The sequence below is a fragment of the Nonomuraea sp. NPDC050310 genome, assembly GCF_040655795.1.
In the GTDB taxonomy this organism is placed as follows: domain Bacteria; phylum Actinomycetota; class Actinomycetes; order Streptosporangiales; family Streptosporangiaceae; genus Nonomuraea.
Genome location: NZ_JBFAKP010000017.1, coordinates 163,241 through 181,572, shown reverse-complemented (window position 1 = coordinate 181,572; position 18,332 = coordinate 163,241). Strand labels below are relative to the sequence as shown.

Here is an 18,332-nt window from a genome sequence, read left to right as displayed (position 1 = left end):
GTGGGTCTTCTGCCTCAACCACGACCTTGACGCCTGTGGCGAGGCCCCGCTCGTCCCCGCCGGCTCGGCCGGGGCCCGTCAGGCGCTGTCCGCCCACCGGCTCCGCGCCGCCGCTCAACCTGGGCGGCACCCCGGTCCGTGGCGGGCGGGCCGCCGGCGCGGCCACTCCCGCCGCCGCCTCCGGCTCCACCCCCGCCGGTACGGCAGGCAGCTCGTCCGGTACGGCAGGCGGCACCCGCAGCGGCTGGTTCGGCGGCCGCTCCGGCGGCGGCTGGGCCTCCCGCAGCTCGTCAGGCGGTTCAGGCGGTTCGGGCGGCGGGTCCCGCAGCTCGCGCGGCTCGTCGGGCGGCGGCCTGTTCGGCGGCGGTTCGCGCAGCTCACGCGGCTCGTCCGGCGGCTCCTCCGGAGGGTCCTCCGGTGGCGGCCTGTTCGGCGGCGGCTCCCGCGGCTCCTCCGGCGGCGGCTCCCGGCGCGCCCCCTCCAGCAGTTCCTCAGGCTCCTCCTCCGGTGGCAGCATCTTCGGCGGCGGCGGAAGCGGCGGCGGTTCCCGGCACGCCGACGTGCCCCAGGCCCGCTCCTCGTCCGAGCCGCCGCCCCTGTGGCTGCCCACCCGCCGGGAGAGCGGCGGCGGCCGGAGCGGCGAGGAACCGCCGGTGCCGTTCTGGCTCAAGCCCAACCGATCCGACAAGGACTAGTCCCGCAGCGGGACCTCCCCCCAACAGAAGGACGAGAAGGTGAGCGACAGGCGCGTCGGGCTCTTCGTGGGCGTGGTGGCCGTCATGGCGGCCGTGGGGATCTACCTCACGCTCCGGGGGCCCGGCTCCGAGGCGCAGGAAGCACCGGCGGCCGGCCGTACCTCCACCGCCGTGACGGCGCCCGGCCCGAACCGGCCGCTGGCGACGGCCAGCAACGAGCCGTTCGACATCTACGCCTACCTGCCGGTGAGCAAGCCGCAACTGGCGGCGGCGGCCGACCTGGCCGAACGGTTCACCGCCGCCTACGGGACCTTCCGCTACGACGAGGACCCGGCCGTCTACGCCGAGCGGGTCAAGATCTTCACCACCGGCGGCCTGGGCGACGTCCTGACCCGGACGCTCACCTCGCCCGGCACCGTGGAGCAGAACCGCGAGCAGCAGCTCGTCTCCTCGGGGACCGGCCGGCTCAAGGGCATCAGGCAGGTGGAGCAGACCTCGGTGGTGTTCATCATCACCGGCACGCAGCAGCTCTCGACCAAGGGCGTGCCCAGCGCGCGCACCGCCGACTACGCGGTCACCGTGACGCAGGTGGGTTCCGACTGGCGGGTGTTCGATCTCCAGCCCGCCGGTGAGGGCCAGGACGGGGACAGCCAAGGGTGAGAAGCTCCCCCTCCAAGGTCTCCCTGGCGATCGGCGTCGCCGCCATCCTCCTCATCGGCGTGGTGATCATGTCGCCGATGATGATGACCAGCGTGCCCTCCTTCTTCGGCGGCGGGGGCGACCCGGTCGACTGCCGGCCCGGCGCGGTCCAGGGCGAGGAGGTCTCCGACAGCGGCGCCTCCGACATCCCGCCCAAGTTCCTGGAGCTGTACAAGAAGCACGGCGAGAAGATCGGCGTGCAGTGGAACGTGCTGGCCGCCGTCGGCAAGCGCGAGACCGACCACGGGCGCTCCGACCTGCCCGGCGTCAAGAGCGGCACCAACTACGCCGGGGCCGCCGGGCCGATGCAGTTCCTGATCAGCACCTGGGGCGGCAAGGCGCAGATCCCGGTCGACTCCGAGTACAACGGCTACGCCTCCGACGGCGACGGCGACGGCATCGGGGACGTCTACAACCCGGCCGACGCCATCCTCGGCGCGGCCAAGATGCTCAAGCGCAACGGCGCCCCGGAGAACGTGCGCCGCGCGCTGTTCGTCTACAACCGGGCCTGGTGGTACGTCGACCAGGTCATGGTCATCGCCGGCAAGTACGCGAAGAGCGGGCAGGTCAAGGTGCCGCCGCAGGCCGAGCCGCTCTGCGACGAGCCGCTGATCGAGGCCGCGCCCAGCGACGTGGTGCGGCGCATCCTCGACTACGCCCTCGCCCAGCGCGGCAAGCCGTACCTGTGGGGTGGCACCGGACCCGACGCCTACGACTGCTCGGGGATCATCTACATGGCCTACCAGAGCGTCGGCCTGTCCATCCCGCGCACCACCTTCGGCCAGTGGCCCTTCGGCGTGCGGGTCAGCCCCGGCGAGGAGCAGGCCGGCGACCTGGTCTTCTTCAACGCCGGACCGGGCACCGGGCCCGACAACCCCGGCCACGTGGGCCTGGTCGTGTCGAAGGGCAAGATGGTCGAGGCCCGCTGCCGCCTGTGCGGGCCGATCAAGGTCACCACCTACGACGACCGTACGAGCCTCATGGGCTTCACCCGGCCGCTGCAGAATCCCGCGGTCCTGGAGCAGCTCAAGAAGTTGCAGAATACGCTCTGATCACATGAAGCGAGTCGTGGTCGCCGCGGCGATCGTCTCCGCCGACGGCCGGATGCTGGCAGCCCAACGGGCCGAACCTCCCGAGCTGGCCGGCGGCTGGGAGTTCCCCGGCGGCAAGGTCGACCCCGGCGAGGGCGAGGCCGAGGCCCTGGTGCGCGAGTGCCGGGAGGAGCTCGGCGTCGAGATCGCCGTGGGGCGGCGCGTGGGCGGCGACTGGCCGCTGGGCTCCGAGTACGTCATGCGGGTCTTCCTGGCCACCCTCGTCGCCGGGGAGCCCGAACCCAAGGAGCACCTCGCCCTGCGCTGGCTGGCGCCGGACGAGTACGACTCCGTGCCGTGGCTCGCGGCCGACCTTCCGGTGATCGCGGTGGTCAAGGATCTGCTCCGCGAGGGTTAAGCCTTCCCCCTGGGTGACATATTAACTACTGAGTGTGATGTGTCATGCGTCCGGGTCGGGGGGAAACGGCATGACCCAGTGGGTGAACCGGCGGCTGCCGGGCTTTGCCATGGCCGGGGCTTTGGCCCTGGCCGTCGTCCTGCCCGCCGGCGGTGCTGCTGCCGCCGCCGGCTCTCGGGATCCGGGGCTCGGGCTTTCGGTGGACCGCCTCGACGACCCCAAGGGCGTGCAGTGGATCCGTACGGGGGACGTGCTCCGCTTCCGCATCCGCCTGGAAGGCACCGCCCGTTCCGCCCGCCTGTCGGTCGCCGCCAGCCCTGCCGGCGCGCTCTCCTCCGTGTCCTGCCCCGAGAGGCGGGCCCGGGTGACTTCCGGAGCGCCACGGCAGGAGGCCGGAGGGGCTTCGGCTGGAGTACGGCAGGCGTCCGATGGGGCTTCGGTGTGCTTGCTGGGGGATGTCTCCGGGGCGCGGTCGGTCGATGTGCGGCTTGTCGTTCCGGACGGTGCGGAGCGGGTCGTCCTCGCGGCTGTGGCGCAGCGGCTGGCGGCCTCTGGCGAGACGGTCGAGACGGTCCGTGCCACCGCCACCACCGTCGTCGGCAAGCCACCCTCCTCTGACCCGTCGGAGGCTCAGCCGGTCTCCCCGCTCAAGGCCCCCGCGGTGACGGAGGCTGCCCGTCCTTCCGAGGACCAGGCCGTGTCCGGGGGACGGGCCGAGCCCCGCGACACAGCCGACCGCAGCGAACCCCACACCCGCTCCGGCGACTCGGACCCCGCGCACACCCGCCCGGACAGCAACCGGGGTGACCGGGGTGATCTGCCCGTGGACCGTGGCGGCCAGGGTGACCGTGGGGCCTCGCGTGGGGACGAGCCCGGTGAGCGGGCGGGCTCGGGTGAGCGGGTGGTGCGGGGCCGGGAGGGGCGCCGTGGGGGACGGGCGGCGGACCGGGATGATCGGCGCGGGTCGGACCGGCATCACCGGTGGGAGCCGGACGGAGATGGCCGGTGGGCGGCGAGGGGTGAGCGGGGTGCTGGAGACGGCCCTGATAGCCGGAACCGCCCTCACGGGGAAGGGCCGCGGCTGTCGGCCATGCCCGCTGGAGACGCCCCCGCCTGGAGCGGCCGGGAAGACGGGAGGTCCGCGGTGGACCCCCGCGCGTTCGAGCGTCCTGCGGCGGACGGGCCGGGGACGTCCTGGACCGGACCGCAGGGCCTCGGCTCGCAAGGGCTCGCGGCGGAGGGGGGCATGCCGCCTGGGGCCGCAGCGGGTGAGGCGGGGTCCTCGGGGGCGGACGGGGTGCTCCCGCAGGACGGGCGGCTCGCTCAGGACCCCCTGTTCGCGCAGGACCCCCTGTTCCGGCAGGATCCCCTGCTCGCGCGGGGCGGCACCGGAGGTGTTCCCGGGGTCGCCGGGCCGGCCAAGGGTGCGTGGCCGTTCCACAACGGGGGGCGGGCCGATGGGGAAGGGCCGGCCGGGGAAGGCGGGTTGTGGGGGGAGCCGGGGCTGAGGTTGCCGAAGGCGGCGCCTCTGGCCGTGGACGTGCTGCCCGCGCCCGTAGCGGCAGGGGCGCCGTTGCCGAGGGAGGTGGCGGTGAGCGGCAGGAAGGCGGCTGCCGAGACCCCCGTAGAAGGGTTCGAGGGAGCTCGCGGATTGCCTCTGACCGGGGGCGGGATCGCGGTGTTGCTGGCCGGGCTGTGGGGGATCTCGCGAGCCCAATCTCGCCGCAGTACCCGCCAGTCGTAACCTGTATTCCAATCCGGACTTTACTGTTACTTTTACCGGACTAGGATGCCCTACGACCCAGGTATCGGATCTGCGGAGGGCTCAGGTGGCTTCCAGGCGACTGACGGCCGTGTCCGCCGTGCTCCTGACGATCGGGCTCAGCGGCGCGGCCGCCGTCCCGTTCCTGACTCAGGGGGCGAGTGCCGCCGTGGTGGGCGCGCTCGATCCGGGCACCGAAGAGGGTTGCGTCGACTGGGTGGAGACGTGCAGCACGCCGGGGCCGACCGAGGTGACCACCACGATCACCACGACGCTCCCGCAGCCCACGCCGACCGAGGTGACGGTCACCCAGACGGTGACCGCGACGCCGACGAAGACCAAGGCGCCGAAGACGAAGCCGCCGACCCCCACGCCCACGCCGACGCCGCAGGTGGCCCAGACGACCCAGCCGCCGCCGGTCGCGCAGATCCCGCCGCCGGTGCTGTCGTCCTCGCCCGCGCCGTCGACCGCCGAGCCCGAGGTGTCGTTGCCGGCGCTGGCCGACGATCCGACGCCGAGCCCGGGGACGATCGCGCCGGTGGAGTCGTCGGAGCAGAACCCGCTGGAGCTGAAGAACGCCCAGCCCGAGGTCGACCAGTACGGCATGACGCAGAAGCTGGCCATTCCGGCGCTGGTGCTGGTGTTGCTGGCGCTGTTCGGGGTGCTGGTGTTCGAGGGTCGGCTGCGGCGGATGGCGCATGCGGCAGCCGTACGCAAGGCTGGGCCGCAGGTCCGGGCCGAGCAGGCCTACCCGGCGGGGCAGGGGTTCGCGGGCGGGCCTCAGCAGGCGGGGTATCCGGGGAACACGGCCTATGCGCCGATCATCAGCCTGGTGCCGGTGCAGACCTATCCGACGGTGCACATGCCGTACGGGCCGGTTTACCAGGACCCGTATGGTCAGCAGGCTGTCTTCCAGCAGCCGCAGCCTCATCCGGGGGACCCTGCGGCGGGGTACCAGCAGACGGCGCCTTACTCGTATCCGCAGCAGCCGGTGCATCATGAGCAGCCGCATTTCCCGGAGGCTGAGGCGCATTTCCCGGAGGAGCCGCCGTACGTCCCGCCGGTTGAGGAGGAGCGGCCTCGGGAGGAGTACCGGGATCTGTTCGAGCCTGCGGTGCCGGCTTCCGTGGAGATTCCGCCCGGTGGGGATGCGCCCTATCGGGAGCCGCATGCTCCGGCGCTGGGGGCTGAGTATGGCGATCCATTGCCGTGGGAGGCTGCTGGGGATGAGGGCACGGTGATTTATCCGTTGCCTGGTGGGGTTGAGGACGAGACGGTTGAGCGGCGGAGGCCTGAGCCGCCTGCTGGGGAGCAGCGGGGCTGAGGCCCTGGTGTTCGACGGCTCGGTTCGCCGTACAGGATCATGCACCGCCGTACGGGCTGGGCGCCGCATAGATGCTGCCGGGGGGCCCATAGGACGGGGCCTGCCGTACCGGGACAAAGGTACGGCAGGCCCCGTTCGTGGGTCAGCGGGAGGTGCGCTTGAAGATCTTGTTGCCCAGCCACACCAGCGGGTCGTACTTGCGGTCGACGACGCGTTCCTTCATGGGGATGAGCGCGTTGTCGGTGATCTTGATGTGTTCGGGGCAGACCTCGGTGCAGCACTTGGTGATGTTGCAGTAGCCCAGCCCGTGCTGCTCCTGCGCGGCCACCTGGCGGTCGGCCACGTCGTAGGGGTGCATGTCGAGTTCGGCGATGCGCATCAGGAAGCGCGGCCCGGAGAAGGCCGGCTTGTTCTCCTCGTGGTCACGGATGACGTGGCAGACGTTGTTGCACATGAAGCACTCGATGCACTTGCGGAACTCCTGCGAGCGCTCGACGTCCACCTGCTGCATGCGGTACTCGCCGGGGCGCACGCCGGCGGGCGGGGTGAAGGAGGGGACCTCGCGCGCCTTGTCGTAGTTAAAGGACACGTCGCAGACGAGGTCCTTGATCACCGGGAAGGTGCGCATGGGGGTGACCGTGATGACCTCGTCCTCCTCGAAGGTGGACATCCGGGTCATGCAGCCCAGGCGCGGCTTGCCGTTGATCTCCATCGAGCAGGAGCCGCACTTGCCGGCCTTGCAGTTCCACCGCACGGCCAGGTCGGGGGCCTGGGTGGCCTGGAGGCGGTGGATGATGTCGAGGACGACCTCGCCCTCGTTGACCTCGACGGTGAAGTCCTCGAGCTTGCCCTCGCCGCCCTCACCGCGCCAGACGCGGAACTTCGCCTTGTAGCTCATCGATCCATCTCTTCCTCGGTGAGGTACTTCTTCAGCTCGCCACGGTCGAACAGCTCGAACAGGTCCTGCCGCATCGCGGGCTGCTCCTGCTCGACGACGTCGATCGAGGTGCCGTCGGTGGTGGAGCAGACCAGGAGCTTGCGGCGCCACTCGGCGGACATGCCGGGGAAGTCGTCGCGGGTGTGGCCGCCACGGCTCTCCTCGCGCAGCAGCGCGGCCTTGGCCACGCACTCGGAGACGAGCAGCATGTTGCGCAGGTCGAGTGCCAGGTGCCAGCCGGGGTTGTAGATCCGGCCGCCGGCCGCGCCGACGAGCTGCGCGCGCTCCTTGAGCTTCTCGACCACGCCGAGCGCCTCCTGCACCTCCTCGGCCTTGCGGATGATGCCGACCAGGTCGTTCATCGAGCGCTGGAGCTCCTGGTGCACCTCGTACGGGTTCTCGCCGGTGCGCTCCAGGGGCGCGAGGGCCTCCTTGCGGGCCGCCTCGACGACCGCGTCCTTGACGGCCGGCCGTACGGGGAGGGCGTCGACGTAGGCGGCGGCGCCCAGGCCCGCGCGGCGGCCGAAGACCAGCAGGTCGGACAGGGAGTTGCCGCCGAGCCGGTTGGAGCCGTGCATGCCGCCGGAGACCTCGCCCGCGGCGAACAGGCCGGGCACGTCCGCGGCGCCGGTGTCGGCGTCGACCTCCACGCCGCCCATGATGTAGTGGCAGGTCGGGCCGACCTGCATGGGCTCGGCGGTGATGTCGACGTCGGCCAGCTCCTTGAACTGGTGGTGCATCGACGGCAGCCGGCGCTTGATCTCCTCGGCGGGCAGCCGGGAGGAGACGTCGAGGAAGACGCCGCCCTGGGGTGAGCCGCGGCCCGCCTTGACCTCGGAGTTGATCGCGCGGGCGACCTCGTCACGGGGGAGCAGCTCCGGGGGACGCCGGTTGTTGGCCTGGTCGGTGTACCAGCGGTCGGCTTCCTCGGCGGTGGTGGCGTACTTGTCCTTGAACACCTCGGGGATGTAGTTGAACATGAACCGCTCGCCGTCCTTGTTCATCAGGACGCCGCCGTCGCCACGCACCGACTCGGTGACGAGGATGCCGCGCACGGAGGGCGGCCAGACCATCCCGGTGGGGTGGAACTGGATGAACTCCATGTTGATCAGCTTCGCGCCGGCCAGCAGGGCCAGGGCGTGCCCGTCTCCGGTGTACTCCCAGGAGTTGGAGGTGACGACGTACGACTTGCCGATGCCGCCCGTCGCCAGCACCACCGCCGGGGCGTCGAAGACGATGAAGTTGCCGGTCTCGCGCCAGTAGCCGAAGGCGCCGGAGATCGCGCCGTCGTCCTTGAGCAGCCGGGTGACCGTGCACTCGGCGAAGACCTTGATGTAGGCCTCGTAGTCGCCGTGCGTCTCGTAGTCCTCCTGCTGGAGGGCCACGACGCGCTGCTGCAGGGTGCGGATCAGCTCCAGGCCGGTACGGTCACCCACATGGGCCAGGCGCGGGTACTCGTGGCCGCCGAAGTTGCGCTGGCTGATCTTGCCGTCCTTGGTGCGGTCGAAGAGCGCGCCCCAGGCCTCCAGCTCCCAGACGCGGTCGGCCGCCTCCTTGGCGTGGAGCTCGGCCATCCGCCAGTTGTTGAGGAACTTGCCGCCGCGCATGGTGTCGCGGAAGTGCACCATCCAGTTGTCGTCGGGGTTGACGTTGCCCATGGCCGCGGCCGCGCCGCCTTCTGCCATGACCGTGTGCGCCTTGCCGAACAGGGACTTGCAGACGATCGCGGTGCGCTTGCCCTGCTGCCGGGCCTCGATCGCGGCCCGGAGCCCGGCGCCGCCGGCTCCGATGACGACGACGTCGTAGTCGTGACGTTCGATTTCCACTGCAAACAGTCCTTTAGGCGTACGGGAAGGCGATGATGCCCTTGGCGACGAGGCGCACGTAGAGGTCGGCGATCATCACGGAGAACATGGAGGCCCAGGCGAGGGGCTGGTGCTTGGCGTTGAGCTTGGAGACGAGCTGCCACATCTTGTAGCGGACCGGGTGGCGGGAGAAGTGGTTGAGCCGGCCGCCGGTGATGCTCCGGCAGGAGTGGCAGCCGAGCGTGTAGCCCCAGATCAGCACCGCGTTGACGAGCAGGATGTAGCTGCCGAGGCCGAGCGGCTTGTGGACGAGGGCGAGGATCGCGTCGTAGGTGAGGATCGCGCCGACCACGATGGCCGCGTAGAAGAAGTAGCGGTGCAGGTTCTGCAGGATCAGCGGGAAGCGGGTCTCACCGCTGTACTTGCCGTGCGGCTCCTGGACGGCGCACGCCGCGGGCGACAGCCAGAAGGAGCGGTAGTACGACTTCCGGTAGTAGTAACAGGTGAAACGGAACCCGGCGGGGAAGGCCAGGATCAACAGGGCGGGAGACAGGGTGTACCAGTCGCCGAAGGGGGTGAATCCGAAGAACGTCGCCCCTGGCGGACACGACGTGGCGAGACACGGCGAGTCGAAGGGGGCGATGTACGGCTCCGCGAAGTAACTGCGGTCGAAAAGGGCCCAGAAGCTGTATACAAGGAAGGAAGCCAGCCCCAGGAAGGTCAGCAGGGGGGTCAGCCACCATCGGTCGGTCCGGAAGGTGCGCACTTTCACATTCGCGCGCTGCCTACGGACCGGGCTTTCTGGCGTCGTTTGGGTCATCACAGACCTCTCCACCAAGTGTTGGCGCGTCTATCGGTGGGGATACGTTACGCCCGACTACCCATGTTGGTGTGAGAAGAGTCACGCGAGAATTCCCAAGTTGGGATGTGATTGTGGTCACTCTCGCGGGGCCGGTCCGGTGGAGGATCGGGCCACCAGCTCGGGCAGGTACATGAACTCGCCTCGTGGTGAGGGCAGCCCGCGCACCTCGTCGAGCAGGCCGCGGACGGCCGCGGTGCCCATCGCCAGCACCGGCTGGCGGAGGGTGGTGAGGGCGGGCTCGGAGTAGGCGATCACCGGGGCGTCGTCATAGCCGACCACCGAGAGGTCGTCGGGCACCCGCAGGCCGTGGGCGCGGGCGGCGCGCATCGCGCCGAAGGCCATGAGGTCGGAGCCGCAGACGATGGCGGTGGCGCCCTGCTTGATCAGCCGGGCCGCGGCGACCTGGCCGCCCTCGACGGTGAAGGTCGTGTACTCCACCAGGTCGCTGACCTCGCGGAAGGCGCGCACCTTGCGGATCACCGGGGTGTAGCGCTCGGGGCCGACGGCCAGGCCGATCCGGGTGTGCCCGAGCGCGGTGAGGTGGCTGAGCGCCAGGCGCATGGCCGCGTCGTCGTCGTTGGAGATGGAGAGCACCTCCAGGTCGGGGATGTGCCCGTTGACCAGGACGATCGGCACGCCCTTGCCGATCAGGCGCTGGTAGCGCGCCGGATCGGCGTGGGTGTCGGCGTGCATGCCGGAGACGAAGACGATGCCGGAGGGCTCGCGTTCGAGCAGCATCTCGACGTACTCGTCCTCGCTGACCCCGCCGGCCACCTGGGTGCACAACACCGGCGTGTAGCGCTGCTGCGCCAGGAGCGTGCAGATGACCTGGGCGAAGGCGGGGAAGATGGGGTTGTCGAGCTCGGGGACCACCAGGCCGACGATCCCCTCGCTGCGGCGCTGGGGCTCGGGCCTGACGGTCCGCTCGTAGCCGAGTGCCTCGACGGCGGCCAGGACGGCCTCCCGGGTGTCGTCGGCGACGCCGGCCTTGCCGTTGAGGACGCGGCTGACCGTCGCCTCGCTGACGCCCGCCTGCGTGGCGACTGCCGTCAAGGTCACTTTCATGCTGAAATCCTAGCCTCCCTTTCAGCAAAACTTTCTAGGGGGTCCAGGTGTAGACCGGAGTGTCCGCCGTGCCCTGGACGTCGCTCGGCGTGGCGAAGGAGCGGTTGCCGCCGCCTTCCCACTGCTCGGGCTGGCCCGCCTTCTTCTTGATGAACTTGAACTGCACGGTCGTCCCGGCCGGCACCGAGACGGGCAGGAACCAGACCGGGTGGTTCGGGTTGAGCATGGCCTCGGGCGCCTTGGCGGCGTCCCAGGAGCCGAGTTCGGGGATGTTGCCGACGACGTGCACGTTCCAGCCGGGGTCGGTGGACGCGTTGACCTTGAAGATCACCTGGACCTGGTCCCCGGAGAGCACCTCGTAGCGGAAGGGGTTGCTGACGTTGGCGCCCTTGGTGACGGTGATGTCCTGCGCCCCCGCGACCGCGCCGGCCGGGACGGTGGTCTTGATCAGCGTGTCGGTGGCCGAGGTGACCGTGGCCGTGGTCGCGCCGAACTTGACCGTGGGCGTCCCGCCGAGGCCGGTGCCGTAGACGTACACCTGGTTGCCCGCCCGTCCCGAGGTCGAGACCACGTCGCCGATGCGCGGGACGGTCGTGCCCAGCGAGGGGTTGTGCGACCACACGCTCACCTCGCCGCCGCTCAGCGCGAAGGCCGGGAGCTGGCCGGAGGCGACCGTGGCGGACGCCCCGCCGAGCAGGCCGGCGAGCGTGTCGGTGTAGGTCCCGGCGGGCAGCGTGGTGGCCAGCGCGGGCACGTTCACGGTGACCGCGGGCTGGCGGTTGACCGCGACGATGACCTGCTTGTCGTAGAACTGCCGCTTGAAGACGAGCGCGTCGTTGTTGCTCCACAGCACCTGCGTCGTGCCGTACGCCAGGGCGTCGTTGGACTTGCGCAGCGCGGCGAGGGACTGGATGACCTTGTAGGCCGTGGTGGTCTGGCTGAAGGCCGAGGAGGTCTGCAGGAACTTGCGCCCGGCCACGTCGGAGGCGTCGGCGGAGCTGACGTACTGCTCGGTGCCGTAGTAGATGTTCGGGGTGCCGCGGGCGGTGAGCAGGGTGGCCAGGGCCGCGTGGTACGGCTTGTCGTTCGGCTGGATGTACCGGAAGCGCGTGACGTCGTGGTTGTCGAGGAAGGTCACGGCCTGGTTCTCGTAGACGTAGTCCGCCGAGGTCTGGGTGAGCATGGAGCCGAAGGCGGTCATGGTCTCGGAGAAGCTGCCGAAGGCGTTGGTCGAGGCGCGGAAGTACTCGAAGTCCAGGTTGTTGATCCCGGTCCGGTCGGGGAAGGTGCGGTACTCGTCGTACTTCGGGTCCGGGCGGCCGATGAAGAACTCGCCGAAGTGCGAGACCGGCCCGCCGGGCGCGGAGTCGACGGCGTCCTTGACGCCCTTGGCGAAGGCCGGGTTCATGTGCAGCGTGGCGTCGTGCCGGAAGCCGTCGACGCCTTCGGCCTTCCAGAACAGCGCGGCCTTCTCCAGGTGCTTGACGACCTGGGCGTTCTCCTGGCTGAGGTCGGCCAGCGAGCCGAGGTCCTTGTGCCGGAAGCCGAAGCGGCTGGAGTCGGCGCCGCGGTCGCCCAGGCCGTGGAACCAGCCGTTGGTGTCGGCGTGCGGGTTGGCCAGCAGTTGCTCGCCGGTGGGCTCGCCGTTGGCGTCGAAGACGTAGTTGCCGGAGCCGTCCTTGAGCGGCTCGTAGAGCTTGCCGTCCTCGGGGGAGAAACCGCTCGTCGGGTTCTGCCAGCGGCTGGTGTGGTTGGTGACGAAGTCGATGACCAGCTTGATGCCCTGGCCGTGCAGGGCGTCGCGCAGCGCCCTGAACTCCTGGAGCGTTCCGAGGTGCTTGTTCGTGGCGAAGTAGTTGCGCACGTGGTAGCCGTGGAAGCTGGTCCAGCGGTCGACGCCGCCGCCCGGCTTGTGGTCCTCGATGACGGTGTCGCGGTTGCGGTAGGGCGCCGAGACCCACACCGCGCTGATGCCCATGTTCTTGAGGTAGGGGATCTTGGCGATGATGCCGTCGAAGTCGCCGCCCTGGTAGAGCTTGAGGTCGGCGCCGTTGCCGACGTTGTTGGCGTCGGGGTCGTCGAACAGGGTGGGGTCGAAGCCGGCGGGCTTGTTGTTGGCGCCGTCACCGTCGAAGAACCTGTCGGTGATGATCTGGTAGACGACGTCCTTGGGAGTGATCGGGCCGATCGGTGTCCCAGCGGCGTGCGCTGGGCTCTGGGCAGGCAGCAGGGCGAGGACTAAAGCGCTCGCCACGACCGGAGCAAGCCGTCTCATGGCCCGGACGGTATCAATCAGGTTGCAATATGTCAGCAACAATCTAGAAACTTGCCGAAACCCGTGGTTATCTTGCGGAAAGTACGATTCTTCCCCCAAGGAGCCATCCATGCGCCGTCCCGCATTGGCTTTGGGCCTCGTCTTGCTGGCAGCCGCCTGCGGTTCCCAGGCCCCCGAGCAGGCACAGCCGCCCAGCCCCAGCGCCTCCGCCACGAGCCCGGCCGCGAAGGGTGAGGCGACGACGATCGTCGAGCCGACCGACGGCCCGATCAAGCGGGCCGCCGCCGCCGACCTGGTGATCTGGGCCGACGACACCCGCTCGCCGATCATCCAGAAAATCGCCGAGAAGTTCGCCGCCGACAAGGGGGTGAAGGTCGCCGTCCAGCAGCTCGAATTCGGCGACATCCGCGACAACCTGGTCACCCAGGGGCCGGCCGGCGAGGGGCCCGACGTCGTCATCGGTGCGCACGACTGGCTCGGCAAGCTGGTCACCAACGGCGCGGTCGCGCCGCTCGAACTGGGCGACAAGCTCGGCCAGTTCAAGGAGGTGGCGATCAAGGCCTTCAGCTACGACGGCCAGGTGTACGGCCTGCCGTACGCGATCGAGAACATCGCGTTGTTCCGCAACACCGAGCTGGCGCCGGAGACGCCCAAGTCGTTCGACGAGCTGATGAAGGTCGGGCTCGACCTGGTCAAGCAGAAGAAGGCCACGCTGCCGCTGGCGCTCCAGGTGGGCCCGGAGGGCGACCCGTACCACTTCTTCCCGATCGCCAGCTCCTTCGGCAGCGGCGTCTTCGACGTCAAGGCGGACGGCGGCTACGACCCCGCCAAGCTGCTGATCGACAACGAGGGCGGCCTGGCGTTCGCCAAGGCGCTGGACGGCTGGCGCAAGAGCAAGGCGCTCAGCGCGGACGTCACCTACGACATCGCCAAGGAGGCCTTCAACTCCGGCAAGGCGCCCTTCCAGCTCACCGGCCCGTGGAACACCGACGACGCGGTCAAGGCGGGCATCAAGCTGGCCGTCGAGCCGATCCCGTCGGCGGGCGGCAAGCCGGCCGCGCCCTTCGTCGGCGTGCAGGGCTTCATGATCTCGGCGAACGCCAAGAACAAGCTGGTCGCCAACGAGTTCGTGCTCAACTACCTGGGCACGCCCGAGGTGAGCAAGGAGCTCTACGACTCCGGCAAGCGGCCGCCGGCCATGACCTCCGTCTACGAGCAGGTCAAGAGCGACCCGATCATCGCCGGTTTCGCCGCGGCCGGCGACATCGGCCAGCCGCTGCCCAGCATCCCGGCGATGGACGCGGTCTGGACCGAGTACGGCCACGCCGAGCGCGACATCCTGCTCGGCAAGGGCGACCCGGTCAAGCTGATGAAGCAGGCCGCCACGAAGATCAGAGACAAGATCGGTGACTGATCTGGCCAGGTCCGGCCAGCGGCTCGGGTCGCTGGCCGGGAAGCTGCTGCTCGTCGGCCTGGTCAACGCGCTGGCCGTCTACGGGCTGGTGGCGACCTACGCGGTGCGCGACTGGGGGATCTTCGCCGTGATCCTGGTCGCCACCGCGGCGGTGGACTACGTCTACTTCAGCCGCCGCACGCTCGCCTCGCGCTACCTGCTGCCGGGCCTGATCTTCCTGCTGATCTTCCAGGTGTACGTGGTGATCTACACGGCCTACGCCGGCTTCACCAACGTGGGCGACGGCCACAACCTGGACAAGCCGCGGGCGCTCCAGCACATCCTGGCCGTGTCGGAGAAGCGGGTGCCGGGCAGCCCGCCGTACAAGGTGCAGGTCCTGGCCGGTCCGGACGACCGGCTGCACCTGCTGGCCACCGGCCCCGACGGGCGGACCACCCTCGACGGCCGGCCGGCCACCGGGGTGCCGGCCGATCACCGGGTGCTGCCCTTCCGGGACCTGGTCGGCCGCCAGCAGGAGGTGCTGGCGCTCCGGGTGCCGCTCCAGGACGGCTCGCTGCGCACCGAGGACGGCTCGACCGGCTACATCGCCAAGCCGACCCTGCGCTACGCCGACGACACCCTCACCGACACCGTGACCGGCACGGTCTACCGGGCCACCGAGCGCGGCTACTTCGAGTCGGCCGACGGCAAGGTGCTGACGCCGGGGTGGAAGGAGGTCGTGGGCCTCGACAACTACGTCCGGGCCTTCACCGACGAGCGGCTGCGCGCGCCGCTGCTGTCGGTCTTCGCCTGGACCTTCGCCTTCGCCGCGCTGTCGGTGCTGACCACGTTCGCGCTCGGGCTCCTGCTGGCCCTCACGCTCAACCGCGAGGGCCTGCGCGGGCGCGGGATCTACCGCTCGCTGCTGGTGCTGCCGTACGCGGTGCCGTCGTTCCTGTCGGCGCTGGTGTGGACCGGCATGCTGAACCAGAGCTTCGGCTTCGTCAACCACGGCCTGCTCGGCGGCGCGGACATCCCCTGGCTCAACGACGCGACCCTGGCCAAGGTCAGCGTGCTGCTGGTCAACCTGTGGCTGGGCTTCCCGTACATGTTCCTGATCTGCACCGGCGCGCTCCAGGCGGTCCCGGCCGAGGTCAACGAGGCGGCCCGCATCGACGGCGCCGGGCCCTGGCAGCTCTTCCGCCGGGTCACGCTGCCGCTGCTGCTGGTCTCGACCGGGCCGCTGCTGGTGGCCTCCTTCGCCTTCAACTTCAACAACTTCACCGTCATCTACTTCGTCACCGGCGGCGGGCCCAACATCCCCGACGCGCCGATCACGCTCGGCAGCACCGACCTGCTGATCTCCGCCGTCTACAAGGTGGCCTTCGGCGGCGCCGGGCGCGAGTGGGGCTTCGCCTGCGCGATGTCCACGATCATCTTCCTGGTCGTCGCGGCCATCTCCGCGGCCGGGTTCCGCCGCACCCGCGCGCTGGAGGAGACCTACTCATGACCCGCTGGTTCCGGGTGTACGGCTGGCGCCACCTCGTCGGCCTGCTGGCCCTGGTCTTCGCCCTGCTGCCGATCGTCTTCGTGATCAGCGCCTCGCTCAACCCGCGCGGCACGCTCACCGCCTCGGTGACGCTCTTCGCCGACGCCTCGCTGGACAACTACCGGGACCTGGCGGGCATCCCGTACGGCTTCTGGTTCGGGAACACGTTGTGGATCGCCGCGGCCACCGCCGTCGCCACCGTGCTGCTGGCGGCCAGCGGGGCCTACGCCTTCTCGCGCTTCCGCTTCAAGGGCCGCCGGCTCGGCCTGCTCGGGCTGCTGCTGGTCCAGATGTTCCCGCAGGTGCTCGCGGCGGTGGCGATCTTCCTGCTGATGGCGCAGATCAAGGGCGCGCTGCCGGGCATCGGGCTGGGCACGCAGTTCGGGCTCGTGCTGGTCTACCTGGGCGGCGCGATGGGCGTGAACATCTTCCTCATCAAGGGCTTCTTCGACTCCATCCCCACCGAGCTGGACGACGCGGCCAAGGTGGACGGCGCCTCGCACACCCGGGTGTTCTTCACCATCATCCTGCGGCTGGGCGCGCCCGTGCTGGCGGTGATCGCGTTGCTGTCCTTCATCGCCACCGTCAACGAGTTCATGATCGCGAGCATCATGTTGCAGGACCCGCAGCGCAAGACGCTCGCCGTCGGGCTCTACGGGCTCATCTCCGAGCGGCTGTCGGCCAACTGGGGCGTCTTCTCCGCCGGGGCGCTGCTCGGCGCGGTGCCCAGCGTGCTGCTCTTCCGCTTCCTGCAGCGTTACATCGTCTCCGGCCTGCTGAGAGGATCGGTGAAGGGGTGATCGGGCCCCACCACGACGGCTCCGAGCTGTACGTGCCGGTCCGGCCGGCGCTCGGCGCGACCGTCCCGGTGCTGGTGCGCGTGCCGCACGACCACCCCGTCGAGCGGATCCACCTGCGCTCGACCTACGACGGCGACACCCGGATCGTGCCCGCCCGCCCGGTCCGCCGGGACGCGGAGGCCGTCTGGTGGCAGGCGGACCTGCTCGTGCACAACCCGCGCACCCGCTACCGCTTCCGGATCGACGAGTCCTGGCTGCACGCGGGCGGCCTCGTCGAGCACGATCCCACCGACGCCACCGACTTCCAGCTCACCGTGTACGGCAGGCCGCCCGCCTGGCTGCGCGACGCGGTGATCTACCAGATCTTTCCCGACCGGTTCGCCCGCTCCGGCCGGGTGAACGAGGCGAACCCCGGCTGGGCCGTCCCGGCGGCGTGGGACGAGCCGGTCGTGCACCACGGGCCGGACACCGGCCGCCAGCTCTACGGCGGCGACCTGCACGGCGTCACCGAGCGCCTCGACCACCTGGCCAAGCTGGGCGTGGACGTGCTCTACCTGACGCCGTTCTTCCCCGCCGGCTCCAACCACCGCTACGACGCCGCCACCTTCGAGCACGTGGACCCGCTGCTCGGCGGGGACGCCGCGCTGATCGAGCTCACCACGCGGGCGCACCGCCGGGGCATGCGGGTGATCGGCGACCTGACCACCAACCACACCGGCGCCAGCCACGAGTGGTTCCCGGAGCGGGGCGCCTACTACTACCTGCGCGAGGACGGGGGCTACGCCTCGTGGTTCGGCGTGCCCTCGCTGCCGAAGCTCAACTGGGGCTCGCCCGAGCTGCGCGCGGAGCTGGCGCGGGTGGCGGGCCGGTGGCTGCGCGAGCCGTACAACCTGGACGGGTGGCGGGTCGACGTGGCCAACATGACCGGGCGGCTGGGCGCGGAGGAGCACAACCAGGCGGCGGCGCGGACGATCCGGGCGGCGCTGCCGGACGGGAAGCTGCTGATCGCCGAGCACTTCCACGACCACACCGCGGACGTGCCCGGGGACGGCTGGCACGCGGTCATGAACTACGCGGGCTTCGCCAAACCGGTCTGGTCGTGGCTGACCCCCGGCTCCGGCTTCGTCTTCCCGGGCGAGGCCGGGCCGCTGCGGCCCCGCGCGGGCCGGCTCGTGGCCCGGACGATGCGCGAGTTCGCCGCCGCGGTGCCGTGGTCGGTCAGCGAGGCCAACGTCAACCTGATCAGCTCGCACGACGTGCCGCGGGCGCGCACCACGCTCGGCTCAGACGCGCTCGTCGCGGTCGCCGCCGGGCTGCTCATGACCTACCCGGGCACGCCGATGCTGTTCATGGGCGACGAGTTCGGGCTGGAGGGCCTCGACGGCGAGCACGCGCGCACCCCGATGCCCTGGGACCGCGAGCCGCCGCCGCTGTGGGAGGTCTACCGCGACCTCATCGCGCTGCGCCGGAGCTCCCACGCCCTGCGGCACGGCGGGCTGCGCTGGGGGCCGGTGGGCGACGACGTCCTGGTCTTCCTGCGGGAGAGCCCGCGCGAGCGGTTGCTCGTGCTGGCCGCCCGCGCGCCGTACGAGCCGCTTGACCTGCCGCTGGGCCCCAACCTGTACGGCGGCGCCGACCAGGCCGACGGATTTGGGCCCACCTTCCAGGTCTGGCGTCTTGCGCAGCCCGCCCACTCCGGTTAATCCTTAGGAAAGTT

14 protein-coding genes and 1 pseudogene are annotated in these 18,332 nt (G+C 70.5%); 9 read left to right on the top strand and 6 right to left on the bottom strand.

All coding sequences use genetic code 11. From position 1 onward, the window contains the following. From AB0I67_RS31505 to AB0I67_RS31490, 4 genes and pseudogenes are all read left to right on the top strand, one after another. Positions 1-695, top strand: a pseudogene (locus AB0I67_RS31505) (hypothetical protein); the annotation flags it as partial. Between the two features lie 39 nt (positions 696-734). Further along, positions 735-1,355 carry a hypothetical protein gene (locus tag AB0I67_RS31500; RefSeq protein WP_357930826.1) on the top strand — a complete coding sequence of 207 codons (621 nt, stop codon included), beginning with the start codon at positions 735-737 and terminating at the stop codon, positions 1,353-1,355. Beyond that, positions 1,352-2,446, top strand: coding sequence for a bifunctional lytic transglycosylase/C40 family peptidase (locus AB0I67_RS31495; protein ID WP_357930823.1), 1,095 nt, complete (start codon positions 1,352-1,354; stop codon positions 2,444-2,446). The genes AB0I67_RS31500 and AB0I67_RS31495 overlap by 4 nt, the downstream gene beginning before the upstream one ends. 4 nt (positions 2,447-2,450) lie before the next feature. After that, positions 2,451-2,843: a (deoxy)nucleoside triphosphate pyrophosphohydrolase gene (locus AB0I67_RS31490; protein ID WP_357930820.1), complete on the top strand. Its 393-nt coding sequence runs from the start codon at positions 2,451-2,453 to the stop codon at positions 2,841-2,843. Positions 2,844-4,755: 1,912 nt separating this feature from the next. Here the strand turns inward: AB0I67_RS31490 and AB0I67_RS31485 are convergent. Further along, a complete protein-coding gene (locus AB0I67_RS31485) occupies positions 4,756-5,211 on the bottom strand; it encodes a hypothetical protein (RefSeq protein WP_357930818.1) in 456 nt (151 codons plus the stop codon). Between AB0I67_RS31485 and AB0I67_RS31480 the strand changes: the two genes are divergently transcribed. Then, positions 5,210-5,929, top strand: coding sequence for a hypothetical protein (locus AB0I67_RS31480; protein ID WP_357930816.1), 720 nt, complete (start codon positions 5,210-5,212; stop codon positions 5,927-5,929). The two genes, AB0I67_RS31485 and AB0I67_RS31480, sit on opposite strands and share 2 nt — an antisense overlap. Positions 5,930-6,071: 142 nt before the next feature. On the opposite strand, the gene AB0I67_RS31475 is transcribed toward AB0I67_RS31480, so the two are convergent. The 5 genes from AB0I67_RS31475 to AB0I67_RS31455 form a co-directional block, all read right to left on the bottom strand. After that, positions 6,072-6,827, bottom strand: a complete 756-nt coding sequence (locus tag AB0I67_RS31475; protein WP_357930814.1) for a succinate dehydrogenase/fumarate reductase iron-sulfur subunit — start codon at positions 6,825-6,827, stop codon at positions 6,072-6,074. Then, entirely contained in the window at positions 6,824-8,692 is a 1,869-nt protein-coding gene (locus AB0I67_RS31470) for a fumarate reductase/succinate dehydrogenase flavoprotein subunit (RefSeq protein ID WP_357930811.1), read from the bottom strand. The genes AB0I67_RS31475 and AB0I67_RS31470 overlap by 4 nt, the downstream gene beginning before the upstream one ends. Positions 8,693-8,705: 13 nt before the next feature. Then, positions 8,706-9,491 carry a hypothetical protein gene (locus tag AB0I67_RS31465; RefSeq protein ID WP_357930809.1) on the bottom strand — a complete coding sequence of 262 codons (786 nt, stop codon included), beginning with the start codon at positions 9,489-9,491 and terminating at the stop codon, positions 8,706-8,708. Positions 9,492-9,608: 117 nt separating this feature from the next. Continuing rightward, on the bottom strand, positions 9,609-10,598 hold the full coding sequence (locus AB0I67_RS31460) for a LacI family DNA-binding transcriptional regulator (protein WP_357930806.1): 990 nt from the start codon (positions 10,596-10,598) through the stop codon (positions 9,609-9,611). A 34-nt stretch (positions 10,599-10,632) separates the two neighbouring features. After that, complete coding sequence (locus AB0I67_RS31455) at positions 10,633-12,873, bottom strand: alpha-amylase family glycosyl hydrolase (RefSeq protein WP_357930804.1); 2,241 nt, start codon at positions 12,871-12,873, stop codon at positions 10,633-10,635. 109 nt (positions 12,874-12,982) lie between these two features. Here AB0I67_RS31455 and AB0I67_RS31450 point away from each other — a divergent pair, with 109 nt between their 5' ends. From AB0I67_RS31450 to AB0I67_RS31435, 4 genes are read left to right on the top strand one after another with little or no spacing between them, the layout of a single operon-like run. Continuing rightward, positions 12,983-14,287 carry a maltose ABC transporter substrate-binding protein gene (locus AB0I67_RS31450; protein ID WP_357930801.1) on the top strand — a complete coding sequence of 435 codons (1,305 nt, stop codon included), beginning with the start codon at positions 12,983-12,985 and terminating at the stop codon, positions 14,285-14,287. Further along, a complete protein-coding gene (locus AB0I67_RS31445) occupies positions 14,280-15,776 on the top strand; it encodes an ABC transporter permease subunit (RefSeq protein WP_357930798.1) in 1,497 nt (498 codons plus the stop codon). The genes AB0I67_RS31450 and AB0I67_RS31445 overlap by 8 nt, the downstream gene beginning before the upstream one ends. Further along, positions 15,773-16,615 (top strand): ABC transporter permease subunit, encoded by an 843-nt coding sequence (locus tag AB0I67_RS31440; RefSeq protein ID WP_357930796.1) that lies wholly within the window; start codon positions 15,773-15,775, stop codon positions 16,613-16,615. Before AB0I67_RS31445 ends, AB0I67_RS31440 begins: the two co-directional genes overlap by 4 nt. After that, positions 16,612-18,318 (top strand): glycoside hydrolase family 13 protein, encoded by a 1,707-nt coding sequence (locus AB0I67_RS31435; protein ID WP_357930794.1) that lies wholly within the window; start codon positions 16,612-16,614, stop codon positions 18,316-18,318. The genes AB0I67_RS31440 and AB0I67_RS31435 overlap by 4 nt, the downstream gene beginning before the upstream one ends. Positions 18,319-18,332: the final 14 nt, after the last annotated feature.